The 16,191-nt window shown below is 31.4% G+C and carries 13 protein-coding genes; 6 read left to right on the top strand and 7 right to left on the bottom strand.

Translation table 11 applies throughout. From position 1 onward, the window contains the following. The first annotated feature begins 211 nt into the window (after nucleotides 1–211). Nucleotides 212–2,119, top strand: a complete 1,908-nt coding sequence (gene acs, locus JM80_RS00965) for an acetate--CoA ligase (RefSeq protein ID WP_038505884.1) — start codon at nucleotides 212–214, stop codon at nucleotides 2,117–2,119. Nucleotides 2,120–2,165: 46 nt separating this feature from the next. On the opposite strand, the gene JM80_RS00960 is transcribed toward acs, so the two are convergent. After that, complete coding sequence (locus JM80_RS00960) at nucleotides 2,166–3,440, bottom strand: NRAMP family divalent metal transporter (protein WP_144708969.1); 1,275 nt, start codon at nucleotides 3,438–3,440, stop codon at nucleotides 2,166–2,168. An 11-nt stretch (nucleotides 3,441–3,451) separates the two neighbouring features. Continuing rightward, nucleotides 3,452–4,087, bottom strand: coding sequence for a vancomycin high temperature exclusion protein (locus JM80_RS00955; protein ID WP_013621478.1), 636 nt, complete (start codon nucleotides 4,085–4,087; stop codon nucleotides 3,452–3,454). Between the two features lie 156 nt (nucleotides 4,088–4,243). Here JM80_RS00955 and JM80_RS00950 point away from each other — a divergent pair, with 156 nt between their 5' ends. Beyond that, nucleotides 4,244–5,827, top strand: coding sequence for a S41 family peptidase (locus JM80_RS00950; RefSeq protein ID WP_038507439.1), 1,584 nt, complete (start codon nucleotides 4,244–4,246; stop codon nucleotides 5,825–5,827). Nucleotides 5,828–5,954: 127 nt separating this feature from the next. Then, nucleotides 5,955–6,470, top strand: coding sequence for a hypothetical protein (locus tag JM80_RS00945; RefSeq protein WP_144708967.1), 516 nt, complete (start codon nucleotides 5,955–5,957; stop codon nucleotides 6,468–6,470). Nucleotides 6,471–6,507: 37 nt separating this feature from the next. On the opposite strand, the gene JM80_RS00940 is transcribed toward JM80_RS00945, so the two are convergent. Further along, complete coding sequence (locus JM80_RS00940) at nucleotides 6,508–6,969, bottom strand: Lrp/AsnC family transcriptional regulator (RefSeq protein ID WP_034643358.1); 462 nt, start codon at nucleotides 6,967–6,969, stop codon at nucleotides 6,508–6,510. 157 nt (nucleotides 6,970–7,126) lie between these two features. On the opposite strand from JM80_RS00940, the gene metE reads away from it, so the two are divergent. Further along, nucleotides 7,127–9,445: a 5-methyltetrahydropteroyltriglutamate--homocysteine S-methyltransferase gene (gene metE / locus JM80_RS00935; RefSeq protein ID WP_144708965.1), complete on the top strand. Its 2,319-nt coding sequence runs from the start codon at nucleotides 7,127–7,129 to the stop codon at nucleotides 9,443–9,445. A gap of 49 nt (nucleotides 9,446–9,494) precedes the next feature. Here the strand turns inward: metE and JM80_RS00930 are convergent, their stop codons facing one another. The 3 genes from JM80_RS00930 to JM80_RS00920 all read right to left on the bottom strand — a co-directional run bounded on the left by JM80_RS00930 (nucleotide 9,495) and on the right by JM80_RS00920 (nucleotide 13,002). Beyond that, a complete protein-coding gene (locus tag JM80_RS00930; protein ID WP_013621483.1) occupies nucleotides 9,495–10,313 on the bottom strand; it encodes a DUF1080 domain-containing protein in 819 nt (272 codons plus the stop codon). Nucleotides 10,314–10,477: 164 nt separating this feature from the next. Then, nucleotides 10,478–11,563: an SGNH/GDSL hydrolase family protein gene (locus tag JM80_RS00925; RefSeq protein ID WP_144708963.1), complete on the bottom strand. Its 1,086-nt coding sequence runs from the start codon at nucleotides 11,561–11,563 to the stop codon at nucleotides 10,478–10,480. A 32-nt stretch (nucleotides 11,564–11,595) separates the two neighbouring features. Beyond that, the gene (locus JM80_RS00920) at nucleotides 11,596–13,002 is read right to left on the bottom strand and encodes a pyridoxal-dependent decarboxylase (protein WP_144708962.1); all 1,407 of its coding nucleotides are present in this window, start codon (nucleotides 13,000–13,002) and stop codon (nucleotides 11,596–11,598) included. Between the two features lie 269 nt (nucleotides 13,003–13,271). On the opposite strand from JM80_RS00920, the gene JM80_RS00915 reads away from it, so the two are divergent. Continuing rightward, nucleotides 13,272–14,414 (top strand): MFS transporter, encoded by a 1,143-nt coding sequence (locus JM80_RS00915; RefSeq protein ID WP_144708960.1) that lies wholly within the window; start codon nucleotides 13,272–13,274, stop codon nucleotides 14,412–14,414. A 39-nt stretch (nucleotides 14,415–14,453) separates the two neighbouring features. Further along, nucleotides 14,454–15,215: an AraC family transcriptional regulator gene (locus JM80_RS00910; RefSeq protein WP_144708958.1), complete on the top strand. Its 762-nt coding sequence runs from the start codon at nucleotides 14,454–14,456 to the stop codon at nucleotides 15,213–15,215. Here the strand turns inward: JM80_RS00910 and JM80_RS00905 are convergent, their stop codons facing one another. Beyond that, on the bottom strand, nucleotides 15,216–16,124 hold the full coding sequence (locus tag JM80_RS00905; RefSeq protein ID WP_144708956.1) for a hypothetical protein: 909 nt from the start codon (nucleotides 16,122–16,124) through the stop codon (nucleotides 15,216–15,218). Between the last annotated feature and the right edge of the window lie 67 nt (nucleotides 16,125–16,191).

Here is a 16,191-nt window from a genome sequence, read left to right as displayed (position 1 = left end):
ATTTTCCTATATTTAATAATTCAATTAATTTTATAGGAAATCATTCTTTAAAACATAGTTTTAAGAGCAAAAAATCACATATTTAGCAAATTTATTGTGTTTGTGTTTTTAGTTCTTTTAGGTTGATGTGCATTATCATCAAACAAAATAACTATTGTTTTAATGATGCAATACTAGTTATTGGTAACCATAAGCACAAAACAAATAACGTATGAGTAATTATCACATTAAGCATTTAGAGGAGTATTTTCAGGTATACCGAAAATCTGTACGTAACCCAGAAGCATTTTGGGAAGAAATAGCTGAAGAACATTTTTTATGGAGGAAAAAGTGGGATAATGTTTTAAGTTGGGATTTTTCTAAACCAGAGGTTAAATGGTTTGAAAATGCAAAACTGAATATTACGGAGAATTGTATAGACAGACATTTAACAACTAGAGGAGAAAAAACAGCAATTCTTTTTGAACCTAACAACCCTAATGAGGAAGCGCAACACATTAGTTATTACGAGTTGCATAAGCGTGTTTGTAAAATGGCTAATGTATTAAAAGAAAACGGCGTTAAAAAAGGTGATAGGGTTTGTATTTACTTACCTATGATTCCGGAATTAGCAGTTTCTTTATTAGCTTGTGCAAGAATAGGAGCTATACATTCTGTTGTTTTTGCTGGCTTTTCTTCTAATGCATTGGCAACAAGAATTAATGACTCTGATTGTAAACTTGTAATTACCTCTGATGGTTCTTTTAGAGGTAAAAAGTCTATTGATTTAAAAGGTATTGTAGATCTTGCTTTAAATGATTGTCCTGGGGTAAAAACTGTTTTGGTAGCAAAGCGTACCAATGCAGAGATTACAATGGTAGAAGGTAGGGATAAGTGGTTACAACCACTGTTAGATGAAGCTTATGGAGATTGTGTGGCAGAAATAATGGATGCAGAAGATCCATTATTTATTTTATATACATCTGGTTCTACTGGTACGCCAAAAGGTATGGTACACACTACAGGTGGTTATATGGTGTATACAGCGTATACGTTTAAAAATATTTTTCAGTATAAAGAAAATGATATTTATTGGTGTACAGCAGATATTGGGTGGATTACTGGCCACTCTTACATTGTTTATGGTCCTTTAGCAAATGGCGCTACTACAGTAATGTTTGAAGGTGTGCCTTCTTATCCAGATTTTGGACGCTTTTGGGAAGTTGTAGAAAAACATAAAGTGACTCAGTTTTATACCGCACCAACAGCTATTAGAGCTTTAGCAAAAGAAAATATGGATTTTGTAGAAAACCATGATTTATCTTCCTTAAAAGTATTGGGCTCTGTAGGCGAACCTATTAATGAGGAAGCCTGGCATTGGTATAACAATAATGTAGGTAAAAATAATAGTCCTATTGTAGATACGTGGTGGCAAACAGAAACTGGTGGAATTATGATTTCTCCTATACCGTATGTTACGCCAACAACACCTACATATGCAACGTTGCCTTTTATTGGGATACAACCTGCCTTAATGGATGAAAACGGACAAGAAGTAAAAGGAAATCAAGTAGAAGGGCGTTTGTGTATTAAATACCCCTGGCCTTCTATTGCAAGAACTATTTGGGGCAATCATGAAAGATATAGAGATACCTATTTTTCTGCCTATAAAGACAAATATTTTACAGGTGATGGCGCATTAAGAGATGGTGTTGGTTATTACAGAATTACAGGTCGTGTAGATGATGTTATTATTGTATCTGGACATAATTTAGGTACCGCACCAATTGAAGATACCATAAATGAGCATCCGGCTGTAGCAGAATCTGCAATTGTAGGTTTTCCGCATGATGTAAAAGGAAATGCTTTGTATGGTTATGTTATTTTAAAAGAGTTTGGTGAAACTAGAGATAGAGATAATTTACGAAATGAAATAAATCAGCAAATAACAGAACACATTGGACCTATTGCTAAGCTAGATAAAATACAATTTGTAACTGGCCTGCCTAAAACAAGAAGTGGTAAAATTATGCGTCGTATTTTGCGTAAAATAGCTTCTAATGATACGGGGAATTTAGGTGATATTAGTACGTTGCTAAATCCAGAAATTGTTAAGGAAATTATGGATAACTCACTATAAAACACAGTATGTAGTTTAAACCGACTTTTTACAGAGTCGGTTTTTTTTATGCAATAATTTCTATATAACAATAGTAAACAGCAAAAAGACTTAAAAATAAAATGCCCAGGTAAGTAAGTATTTGTAACCACTTTTTAGGCTGGTGCTCTTTAGCTACATCTGTACTTAGTACATTTTTTAAATTCATATAACCAACTACAGGAGCTACTATAAAAGACACAAATGTAGCCAAAGCTACTACTTTTCCCATATTAGAATTAAAAAATACAATTACAGCCAAATTTATAACCGTAAGCACAAGTACGGCTATCGTAAAATAAGATTTACTTTGTTTTTTTATTTCTTCAGTGGTATTATTTGGCTTGTTTTTTAGTTTTAGTAATACATCAATACTAACCCTTGCAATTGCATCATGAGCCGTCATACAAGAACTAAACATTGTTGCAAAAGCAGCTGTAGCAACAAAAATGGTTGTCCACTCACCAATATGTACAGTAAATAAATTAATTAGTTGATCTGCAAAACCTACAGCACTACTACTCATTTCTGTATTTGTGCCATAAAGAGATAAGCACCCAATTGTCATAAAAAATATAGCAAGTATTGCAGTAACAATGTAGCCAAAGTTAAATTCAGACAATGCTTCTTTAAGGTTTAATTTTTTGTTGGTTAGTTTTTGCTTTTCAATGGTCCACATACTTAACCAACTAGAGGTTTCTACGGCAGTAGGCATCCAACCAACTAAACCAATAATAAATAAAATGCTGGCATTGCTAAAAAGTGACGGAGGATTAAAGTTGGCAACTTCATTAACCTTACCCTTAAAAATAACCATAGCAGTTGTAGCTAAAAGCGCAATTCCTAAAATTGAAACTATAATTTTTAAAGATTTTTCTAAAAAAACATATTTACCAATAATAAGTAGTGCAGATATAAAAGCAAATAAAGCAAATGCAACTAGGGTTATAGATACATTTGTGAAATTTAAAAGATTTATAAGTAAACCAGAAGTTACCAAATACAAAGCTGCTAAAATGGTAAATGTAGACACAAGTGTAATTAGTGCATAAAACCATAAATATCCTTTACCACGATTTAAATAGCCCTCTATAAGTGTTTTGTTAGTAGCGTTGGTATACCTAATACCAAACTCAAAAAAAGGATATTTTAAAATATTAGCAAGTATAATAGGTACTAACATTATCCAACCATATTGTGCCCCAGCTTTGGTAGACAATACTAGGTGAGAGGTGCCAATTGCCATACTTGCAAAAAGTAACCCTGGCCCTAAATTTTTAAGTAAAGTTGTAATTTTTTGCATTGTAGTATGTACTATTCTATCACTATTTTTTCTCCGTAAAATTTAGGTTCAGTATTAAACAATATGTCTAAAAACACTTTAACACGTGCTAAATATTCTCTGGTTTGTACTTTTAAACCTGCTTTTCCGTTTAAGTCTTTAGCATTAAAACCAACAGCAGTAAGGCCTTTTTTTTCTGCAATATAAATAGCTCTTTCATTATGAAACTTTTGAGATATTACAGTAACATTATCTAAGCTAAAAATAACGTGTGCACGCACCATAGAGTCTAAAGTTCTAAAGCCGGCATAGTCTAAAAATATTTTTTCTGCAGGAATACCTTTTTTTACAAGATCTCTTTTAAAAGTATCTGGCTCATTATAGTACTTACTGCCATTATCACCACTAACCAAAACAAAGTCTATTTTTTGCGCTTTGTACAAAGCAATTGTTGCATTTATACGGTGTACGTAATAAGGGTTAGGACTCCCATTTGTTAGTTTGCTAGTTGTGCCTAAAACCAAGCCAACTCTATTGTGCGGTACAGTGTTTACTGCATAATAGGTTTTTCCATTAGCGGCATTTTTAATAACGCTATTAGAACAAAAAATTGCCAATAAAGGCAATGCAATTAGTATAAAAAGGAGTATGGCAATTTTTTTCTTCATACAAGTTAAAGGTACAAAATAGAGACTTAGGATTGATGAAAATAAAATATTGTTAAAAATTATTTTCGATGTATTCAATAATTTAACTTTATTGGCATAAAATATGTTATGTTTTTTAATGAAAAATATAAAGTCAAACCACTAAACCACAAACCTTTGATAAAAATTTTATATTCCTTTTTAGTATTTGTGCTGCTTATTTCCTGCGCAAGTGTAGACAAACACAACAAGCAAATAACTAAGTTGCATAATGTAGAAGAACTGCATAAAGATGTTGATGTAGCTTACCGAAAACTACAAAAATTACACCCTCAATTATATCTTTATACGTCTAAAAAGGAGTTAGATGCAAAATTTAAAACCTTAAAGGATAGTATTACAGAGCCTATGACAACTTACGCTTTTTATGAAAAATTAGCTCCTGTTGTAGCAGAGGTTAGGCAAGGACATGCAGGTATTTCTGTGCCAACAAAAAAATATACACGTAAAGAAGGTAAAGCTTTAAATAAACTAAAAAATGAATGGTCTTATTTAAGGTTTGAGAATGTAGAAGATGCTGTTTTGGTTAAGAATACTCTTGGAGAAGACAGTACAATGGTAGGTAGTAGAGTGGTTAAGTTAGGAGATGATTCTGTTGATGACTTGCTAAAAAAATACAAAACTTATTTTTCTTCAGACGGCTATAACACAACTTTTCATAACAAATATTCTGCGCAGAAATTAGCTAGATATTACTATTATGATAAAGGTAGATTAGATAGTTTAGAGGTTACATTTTCTAAAAATGATAGTTTATATACCAAAATTTTTAGAAGAATACCAAGAGACTCTACAAGGTTTCCTAAAGCAAAAAAAGATAGTTTAAATGATAAAAAACCAATTAAAAAGACGAAAGAAGAACGAAAACTTGCTTCAAAAAAGTTAAAGAAAGAACTAAAGGATTATCATAAATACGGATATAGTTACTCTGAAAAGTATTATAACAGAAATTTAGATTTTATAGGTGAAGATAGTAGCGTTGCTTATATGAAAATTAGAAGCTTTACTAGAGGTGATTACGAAGCTTTTTATGAAGAGGCTTTTAAAAAAATAGACTCAGCAAAAACTGAAAATTTAATTATAGACTTACGTGATAATGGAGGTGGTAGATTGGTAGAAATTCACGATTTATATTCTTACTTAGCAAAGGATAAATTTAAGTTTATTGAGGAAGGAGAGGTAAACACAAGATACCCAATGATAAAGTCTTATATGTCTCGTAACAAAACAGTTTATGGAGCAGCATACAAGTCTTTATTTGTGCCGTTTCTATTTTTTAAAGAAGTTTTTAAGGCGCACAAAAAAAATGGGAAGCTAGTATATAAGTTTAAGGAATCTAAGATAGCAGCACCTAAAGAAAATAATTATAAAGGTAATGTGTATGTATTAATAAATGGCCGTTCTTTTTCTGCATCTTCTGTATTTTCTAATGTTATAAAAGCACGTAAAAGAGGCATTATTGTTGGTGAGGAAACAGGCGGTGCTTATAATAGTACTGTTGCAGGTCAAACAAAATTGGTAAGACTGCCAAATTCTAAGCTAATGTTATACTTTGGATTAATGGTTTTAGAAACACCTTTTAAAACTGAAATTGAGGGGTATGGCGTTAAACCAGACATAGTTATTACACCTACTTTAGAGGATCGTGCAAACAATTACGATCCAGAGCTAAATTGGATTTTAAATTCAATAAATAAATAAGTTTTTACTGTACAACTTTATAAAACAGTTGTTCTACAACGGTAAACAAGTGTTTTGCAACATTAATTATGCATCTTTTATGTAAGCGTTTAGTTTTGGCAATAAATAACTAAACCCCAAACAAAAAATGAAAAAAATTACGTTACTAATTGTGTTTGCAATAATGGCTGTAAACTTATCTGCACAAGAAGGATTAAAAATAGGTATACAAGGTGGTATTCCTTTAGATGATTATACAGATAATGTAAGTTTAATGGTTGCTGCAGATATAGGCCATATGTGGGCATTGGGTGAAGTAGTAGACTTAGGTGTAACTGGTGGCTATATACACGGCTTTGCAGAAAAATACCATACAGGCACTATTACTAATGATTTACCTGATATTCAGTTTTTAAAAGCTGCAGCTTCTGTGCGTGTTTGGACATCCAATTCTTTTTCTTTTGGCGCAGATTTAGGTCAGGGTTTTGGACTTAATGATGGTAATGACGGTGGCTTTTATTACAGACCTCAAATAGGTTATTTAATGGGAGAAAGTACAGAGCTTAATTTATCATATACAGGCATACAATTAGGAGATAATACAGAATGGTCTACGGTATCTATAGGTATTATGTACACTATAAAAACAATAAAGAGATTCTAAATAAAAAACACAAGATTTTTAAACACTTACATTATACCTAAATTGGTATAGCGTAGGTGTTTTTTATTTCTCCCATTACAAATGTGCTGTGTGTACTTCCTACACTTTTTACTGATCCTAAACCATTTAAAACAAAGTCTTGGTAATGCAGCATATCTTTTACTTGCACTTTAAGTAAAAAATCAAAATCACCAGAAATATTGTAACACTCTGTTACTTCTTTTATTGACTTAATTTCTTTTACAAAATTGTGCCCTATATCTTTTGTATGTTGCTTTAGTTTAATATTACAAAACACAGTTAATCCTTTCTCTAACTTTTCTGCATCTAAAACGGCAACGTATTTTTTTATATATCCGTTTCTTTCTAATCTTTTTATTCGTTCAAAAACAGGCGTTGTAGATAAATTTACTTTGTTGGCCAATTCTTTAGAAGTTAGGTTAGCGTTTAATTGTAGTAATCGTAAAAGTTGTACATCTATCTGGTCTAAGTTGCTCATAGAAAATTTATCTAAAAATTGATTTGAAACAAATGTATAAAAGATTATTATTCTTTTTACTACATATTTTGTAGTTGTTACTTCTAAAATCAACAACTTATTTAGCTAAAATATTTATTATACTAAACTTTGCATAGAATAATAAATTTACAATGCTATGAAAACTAATGTTTTAGGTTACCCAAGAATTGGAGCTAAAAGAGAGTTAAAAAAAGTAAGCGAGAAGTACTGGAAAGGTACAGCTACTAAAACCGAATTGGTAGAAATGGGTAAGCAGTTAAAACTTTACAATTGGAAATTAATGCAAAAGGCAGGAGTAGATCTTATTCCGTCTAACGATTTTTCTTTTTACGATCAGGTTTTAGATGCTACCTTAACCTACGGTTGTATTCCTGCAAGATATCAGAAAATAAAAGAAAAAGAATCTAAGCTAAACTTATATTTTGCTATGGCAAGAGGCTTACAAAATAGTGAGTTTGATGTTACTGCTATGGAAATGACTAAATGGTTTGATACCAATTATCATTATTTAGTGCCAGAGTTTACAGCTAATCAAAATTTTGAATTGTTCTCTTTAAAACCTGTAGAGGAGTTTAAAGAAGCATTAGCACATAACATTACTACAAAACCAGTAGTATTAAGTCCGGTTACTTATTTGCTTTTAGGAAAGGAAAAAGAGGAGGGCTTTAATAAAATAGATTTGTTAAACAATTTGTTACCTGTATTTTTTGAGTTGATAACAGAGTTGGTTACAGCTGGGGCAACACACGTACAATTAGATGAACCTTGTTTGGCATTAAACCTTACAGCTAAAGATAGGCAGGCAGTAACTAAATTGTATACCCAATTAGCCGGTAAATTTCCTGACTTAAAAATTATTTTAACTAGTTATTTTGATTGTTATGGAGATAATTTAGAAACTGTACTTCAGTTACCAGTATACGCTTTACATTTAGATTTGGTGCGTTGTTCTTTGCAGTTAAATGATGTTTTAAATGCGACTAATTTTAAGAATGATAAAATACTTAGTTTAGGTTTGGTTGACGGACGAAATATTTGGAAAAATAACTTTGAAGCAACCTTAGCAACCGTGCAAAATGTAGTGGCAAAATTAGGAGCAGATAAGGTTTGGCTTGCTACATCTTGCTCATTATTACATACGCCCTACGATTTAGATTTAGAACAAAATGAAGAAACACTACCAACTAGTGTAAAGCAATGGTTGGCTTTTGCTAAGCAAAAAATTGATGAATTAGTTACACTTAAAAAACTTGCAACAGCAGACAAAAGCAAAGAGGTTGTTGCTAAATTATTAAGTAACACTAAGGCGCATAAAGCAAAAAAAGAATCTTTAGTTATACATAATGCTGCGGTAAAAGCAAGAATAGGTTTGTTAACTGCAAATGATAGTGAGCGTAATGCAGAGTTTTCATCACGTCAAAAAATTCAAAAAAATAAACTAAAGTTACCAGTATACCCAACAACAACTATTGGGTCTTTTCCACAGACAAAAGAAGTAAGGAGTTGGCGATCTAAATTCAAGAAAAAAGAACTTAGTTTGGATGCTTATAATACATTAATTCAAAAAGAAATTGAAGAAACCATACGTTTTCAAGAAAAAATAGGGTTAGATGTACTTGTACACGGTGAGTGTGAGCGTAATGATATGGTAGAGTATTTTGGAGAAAAACTAGATGGTTTTGCTATCTCTAGTTTTGGTTGGGTACAAAGTTATGGTAGTAGAGCTGTAAAACCACCAATATTATTTGGAGACGTATCTAGACCAGTGGCAATGACAGTAAAATGGTCTGCCTATGCACAGTCTTTAAGTTCTAAAGTAGTAAAGGGTATGTTAACAGGGCCGGTTACTATTTTACAATGGTCTTTTGTACGTAATGATCAACCAAGGTCTGAAACCTGTAAGCAAATAGCCTTAGCAATTAGAGATGAGGTTGTAGATTTAGAAAAAGCAGGTTTACAGGCTATTCAAGTAGATGAACCTGCAATTAGAGAAGGTTTACCATTACGAAAAGAATATAGAGATGCATATTTAACTTGGGCTGTAGAGAGTTTTAAAATAGCTACTTCTGGAGTGGCAGATAAAACGCAAATACATACGCATATGTGCTATTCTGAGTTTAATGATATTATAGAGCATATTACTAAATTAGATGCAGATGTAATTACTATAGAAACCTCTAGATCTAAAATGGATTTATTAAACGTATTTGTAGATTATAAATATCCTAATGAAATTGGTCCTGGTGTTTATGATATACACTCGCCACGTGTACCTACATTGCAAGAGATAGAAGATCTTTTAGAAAAAGCAAGTAAGTTGTTGCCTGTAGATAATATTTGGGTAAATCCGGATTGCGGATTAAAAACTAGAGATTGGCCAGAAACAAAAGCTGCTTTAGAAAATTTGGTGGCTGCTGCAAAAACAATGCGTTCTAAATTAAAAACTGCCTATTAAAATAGCTGAATAAAAAAGCCTTTAGATTTTACTAAAGGCTTTTAATTTTTTACTTTTTGGTAAGTAGTTCGTTAATTACTTCTGTAAGCTTAGCTTTATCTGTGATGTATTTTTCTAGGTTTACTATTTCTACTTTTCTAAAATCTACAGGATGACTCTCACTTTGTAAAGAGATGCTACCACTAGTTAATGGTTTTCCTTCTTTGGCTCCGTTTACAGGGTCTAGTTGAGGTTTTGTATAACGCAGTACTTCTTCACCATTTACATAATGTACTATTAAAGAATCTTTTAAAACCAAAGCTTCAACACGTACCCATTGGTCTCCGTGGTATGTTTTAGATGTAGATTTTGCACAATGTTCTTGTATTATCTCATCATTAAACACATACTGTGTACCAGGTGTGCAAATATTAGCAGTAGGGCGGTCATCTTTTCCGTTGCCTCCTAAAAGTTGTACTTCTATAGAGTTAGGAAAATCTTGCTCTACCGTCATTGTATTAGGAGACTGTCCGTGAATCATAATACCACTATTTCTAGTAGCCCAACCTTCACCACCTTTGGCTTGCTCTCCTACAAACCTGTACTCTACACCAATTAAGTATGCGCTGTAAGGCTTTTTGTAAAATAGGTGTCCGTATTGCTGATTAAAATCTCCGTAGTTGTTATAACGCACTTGTATGTTGCCATCTTTTACGCTAAAAGTATTGGCGTAATTATCATTTAACGGATGGTTTCTTATTTTTACTTGCCAACCTTTAAGGTCTTTACCATTAAAAAGTTGTTTCCATTTTGGTTTGTTATTGTTGCAGCTCATTATAAAAAGTGAGCATATAAGAATAACAATTACATTATAGGTTTTGGTTTTCATATTTTTGGTAGATTATTTAGGATCTGCTAAAATATAAATTTAAGGGAGAGTTGTAATGTATATGATGTTAAATCTGTAGAAAAAACTTACAGCTTTGTTTGTTTTTAAATTAGCACGTTTAAATTTTACATTGCAGAAATGTAATTGTAAAATAAAAAAAATACTTACCAGTTTATGTTTTTATCAATAAAAGCAATAAGACTTTTGGCCATTTCTTTTTGCTCATTTATACTTGGGTGTCCAGGAGTGTTTTTATAGGGCATAAAATGTGTGTAAACATTTTTATCTGCTATTTTAGCTGCTGTTTTGCTAATAAAATTCATCCATTTAGAGTTTTCTTTTGTGGCATCCATAGCTCCAAGAGCGCATATAATTTTAGCTTTAGGGTATTCTTTTCTTAAGCTAGTAATAAAGTTTTGATAAGCAGTAATAAAAAAGTCATCTTCTGGTTTTTTGTTCCCAAACCGGTGTTTAAACTCTTCATTTTTTGGCATATTCACTATCCAAGAATCATTCTGAAATAAATTTACAACTACTACATCTGGTTGGTATAAAGAAAAGTCCCATACACTGTTTTCGTTATTGGGGTCTAGTCTATTGTAAAGCTCTGGCATTATTATAGGAAACCAACTTACTGTAACTCCAATTCCGCTTTTACAAATAGCTCTGTATTCTGCATTAAAATGTCTGGCAGTTAGGGCAGCATAACTTAGGTAATTGTTTGTGTATGTACTATCTGGTCTGTCTTTTCCGGTAAAATCTTCTACAGCATAACCAGCAGTAATGGAGTTTCCGTAAAATTCAATTTTTCTAGCTTTAGGGGAGTCTTTTGGTAATATTTTACCTTGCTTATTCAGTTTAAAACCAAAAAAGCTTGTTTTTCCTTTATCCCATTCTGTTCTTTTGAATAGCTCTACAGTATGCTTTCCTTTTTTTAAATTGCTGGCAAGCGTATAATAGCGTTTTGTAGTATCTAATCGTAATAATTTAGCGCTGTCATTATCAACAAGAACATTATAATAGTTTTCTCCTTTTTCATCTTGTAATAATGCTTGTATGCTAGTGCCTTCAAAATTTAATTTTATAGATGTACCAGACCAGTGTAAGTCTGTGCTATCTGTAGTGTTACTATTTACTCTTCCCCAATATGTAATGTCTTTATTTGTATTGGTTATTATGGTTTTTGTAGTGCTTTTACAAGAAGTAAGCACTACAATTGATAAGATGAGAACGTAAAAAGAAAATTTCATTTTATATAAAATAATACATTGTTGGTTTAGTGTTAATAAACGGCTTTAAGGGTTCTTTCAATTTCTTTTATAACTACAGTAATATCTTTTTTATTGGTACGCCAATTTACAAAAGAAGCCCTAACTCCTTTAGTGTTTCTATATACTGTTGGTGTCATATACACTTTACCTTCTTTGTTTAGTTCGGTTATAAAAAGAGGTATTTTATCTTGTTTATTTTTATCCTTTAAAGAAAAACAAACATTGTTTAAACGTGTAGGGGTTAGTAGTATTAGCTCGTTATTTTGAGTAATATACTCATCTAACATTTGTGCCATTTTAACTGAGTTTTCTACAATATCTTTGTAACCATCTATACCATAGGCAACAAGAGAAAACCAAGCAGGTAAAGCTCTTAGTCTTCTAGAGTTTTCTGGTAAAAAGTTTAGATAATTAAAGTTTTCTAAAGGGTCTCCTAAATATGGAGCATTAGAATTTTGAAATGTTTGAAGCTGTAACAAGTTGTGCTTTTCTTTAACAAAAAAAACGGCACTATCATATGGTACATTCAGCCATTTGTGGCAATCTATAGTTATGCTATCTGCATTTTCCCAGCCTTTAACTAAATGTTTGTATTTTGGAGAGCATCCTGCAAAAGCACCAAACGCACCATCTATATGCCACCAAAAATTATATTTTTTATGTAATGTGTTTATAGCTTCAAAATTATCGAAATCTGCAGAGTTTACGGTTCCTGCACTAGAGATAAGTATAAATGGTTGGTTGTTTAAAGCTTTAATTTTTTGCTCTAAATCATTAATATCTATAGACTCTCTGTTGCCTTCTTCAACTTTTATTTTACTAACGTTAGTACTACCTATACCAAGCATAGATAAAGATTTTATAGCAGAAGAATGAGGTACAGCAGATAGTATATTTATTGGTATAGAAATGCCATTTTTTGCAAAATCTTTTCCTTTTTGTTTCCCAAACCATTGCCTGGCTACTGCCAAGCAAGTAAAATTAGACATTGTAGCACCAGAAACAAACCCGCCTAAAAAGTTATGTGGTAAAGCAAACAAATCTAACAATAACTTTATAGTTTCTTGTTCTATTTGCACAGATACATCTCCTTGGGCAGAGGTTGTTTGCGGATTTTGATCATAAATAGTTGTGAGCCAATCACCAATAACAGCAGCAGGTGTAGACCCGCCAACTACGTAGCCCAAATATCTAGGGCCAGAAGAAGCAACAATAGTGTCTTTAAATTTTTTATTAAATAACTTAAGTGTATTTAATCCTCCAATACCCTCTTTATTTAAGCCTTCATAAATAGTATTTAACACAGGGAAAGTAGTTTTTTCTGTATCAATATTTTTAAAATATGCAGTGCCTTGTTTAGCTACTTTTTGTAATAATTGGTCAAAATTATTAAAATCTTCTTCAAGCAGTTTATTCATAATTTAATAAAGCTTTATGGTGTAAAATAGGATGCCTAATTGGTTTACAAGTTAAAAAAACAAAGTAACCTAAATGTTATTTTTATTGTTTTTTAAAAGTTAACCTATGCTATTTTAGTTTTAATATGAGTTATTTTTTTGCAATAGAATCTCATATTTAATATACAAAAGGCAGAAGAGTTTACGCGTAGTTTAGTTATTTCCATTTTGGTATACTCTATTAGAAAAATGGCACAGTAGAAAGCAAATTAGTATTGCAATTTTGCAATATGAAAAAAATAACAAACTTAGGAATATTTACACTGTTATTGGTAAGTAGCTTAACAATAATGGTAGGTACAGTTATTGCGCCGTCTTTAACAGGAATTGTAGAAAATTTAAATTTTAGTTTTTCTCCAGGTTGGTTAATTACACTACCATCTTTGGGAGTAGTAGTATTTGCACCAATAGTGGGTAAACTTTTACATAAAACAGGTTCTTATACTATGTTGTGTTTGGGGTTGGTGCCATATGCACTTTTAGGAGTTGCTGGGGCGTATATTACAAACGACTATATTTTAATGCTAGACCGGTTTTTATTAGGAGCAGCTACAGTTGCAGTGCAAGTGTCAGTAACTTCTTTTATTGCAGATTTTTTTACGGGTGAAAAAAGAATGAAACTTATTGCTTGGCAAGGTATGTCTATAGAATTAGGTGGTGTAATTTTTCTTTCTATTGGTGGTATACTTGGGCAGTGGCATTGGCAGTATCCGTTTTTTATATATTTATTAGCAATTGTGTGTTGGTTGTTGGTTATAAAAACATTGTTTAAAACAATTAAAAGTGATGAAGTTGTGGTTAAACAAGAGAAAAAAGAAAGTAAGCTAGCTATAAAAACTATTTTTTATGCTTCATTACTGTCTATGGTATTGTTCTTTGTTAGTTTTGTAACCTTACCCATTTATTTGCCAAAATCTATTGGTTTTACAGAGTCTTACACTGGTTATTTTATGGCATTTATATCTGTAATTGCTATTATTACAGCAAGTCAAATGCCTAGGGCAGTTAAAAAAATAGGAGATGGTAAAGTGGTAGCTTTGGGCTTTTTATTTTTTATGCTAGGGTATGTTACACTAGCTTTTTTTAATAGTATACCTCTATTGATTTTAAGTGCTGTATTTATTGGCACAGGTTTTGGCTTTACAATACCACTTTTAAACCATATGATGATAGAGGTTAGTGCGCCTAAAAATTTGGGAAAAAACTTAGGCTTGTATTCAATGGGAGTTTTTGGCGGCCAATTTTTATCAACTTTTATAGAATATATATCTACAAATTATGCTGTTGTGTATACTGTAGCTGCTTTATTAGCTCTGGTTATAGGTATTGTACTTTATTATGCATTTAAAAAAATAGAAGAGCATAACCAATAAATATAGTATGCCTATATTTAAATTAAATTTTAAATATAGATGCCTTTAACCAATTTAAAACATAAAATAAAGATAGAGAAAAGCTTAACTAAAAAGACAACTATGCTTTCTGGTAATTCTTTTGGAATTTATTTTTGCTTAACTGCGGATTATAATGCTGTTGTATATTTTAAACCTTTAAACGATTTTTTTCCGGATACAGCGTTTGAAGTTAAAAAAGGAATTTTATTAAATTTTGAAAGAGATTTAATTGAAGAAGATGATATAGAGTATGCCTTAGATGTAATGACGCTCTTTAATAAACAACCCCAATTAGTTTTAAAAACCCCTAAGCAAGTTGCAAAGGTGAAAAACGCTATTAATTTAGTGGTAGAAGAGTACAACACAGCAGCATCATACATAATGATAAAAACACTTTTAAAGGTGTTATTACTAAGTTTAATACGTATTGGTAATGAAAATTTTATAGCACAAGACCTTAAGCAAAAAAGAGTGTTTGATTTTTTAGAGTTGATGGAAACCTCTTTTCTAAAAGAAACTAAAGCTAATTATTATGCAAAAGAGTTGGGTATAACTGAAAAAAGATTAAATCAGATTTTAACTGAAAAATTAAACTTAACAGCAAAACAAATTATACAGCAGCGCCAAATTACAGAAGCAAAAAGGCAACTTGTAAAAAGTGAAATTACAATTAAAGAACTTGCGTTTGAGTTGGGATTTGAGTCTTTAAGTAGTTTTTCTAGATTTTTTAAAAAGCATACAGGGGTTAGTCCTTCTAAATTTTCTGTAGATTTAAAATAGCTAATTATTATAAGCCATATTGTAATTTTTGTTTGGCTTTAAGTATATAAACGTTCTGTTTGTGTTAATGTAAAAATCAAACCTCCTTAGAAAATCAGTGCCTAAAACACTCATACTTTGCCTAGCAATTGCGCCTTTAAAAAAGCCAATAGGTACATTTGTAAATGTAGTTTTACCAACTTTAAATTTAGGTAAAATTGCCTTTTGTGTTTTTAGCACATTACCATAAGAATCTTTAAGCGTTTTAGTATCAGTTATTTTTAAAAGCGAATCTAATTTATTGGTTTTAGCAAAATTGTCATCAAATAATAGGAAACCAGTGTAGCCAGAATGAATTAAAAATGAATTCTCATATTTTTTTGATGCTATACTACTTACACCGCCTAAAAACATAAAGCCGTCTTTAGAGTATAAAGGTACTTTTGTATAGCCTTTTATTTTTGTAGGTATTGTTTTGTATACCGTAATTTTATGGTTTGTAAAGCTAATATGTAGGGCTTTGCCTTTAAATAAACTAGGTCCAAATTTGCCATCTGTTCCTGGGCCTGAGTTTTTATTTTCCCAAATAGGTAAATTACTCCAATTAAAACTTCCTATTTGTAACGTGTTACTGTTGCTATGTCTAGATGTGCTTTTTCCGCCCCAACTTTCTACAGTTTCTTCTGTATTCCATAGTACACTAGTAGCTTTGGTAGTGCTTTTTTCAATTAAAGTGATAGATTCTGCAGCTGTGTGTAGCATTAGGCTAACAGTATCTTTTTTATTTAAAATGGCCTCTACGGCAATGTTATTTTTAGGAGTAAAAGTAAACGGAAAGCTACCTAATAAATTTGCATTGTTTTTGGTTTGAGATATGCCACCAAAAGTAACTAGTGTAAAACATAAATAAGTAAACAACTTTTTAAACATAGTTATTATTGGTTTAAGAGTACGTAGTGCAGTAAAGCTAATTTACATAAAGTTGGAGTAGGTGCGG

This window comes from Cellulophaga sp. RHA_52 (assembly GCF_007827205.1).
Lineage (GTDB): Bacteria > Bacteroidota > Bacteroidia > Flavobacteriales > Flavobacteriaceae > Cellulophaga > Cellulophaga lytica.
The sequence above is the reverse complement of the archived record's forward strand: the minus strand, read 5'-3'. Positions and strand labels throughout refer to the sequence as shown.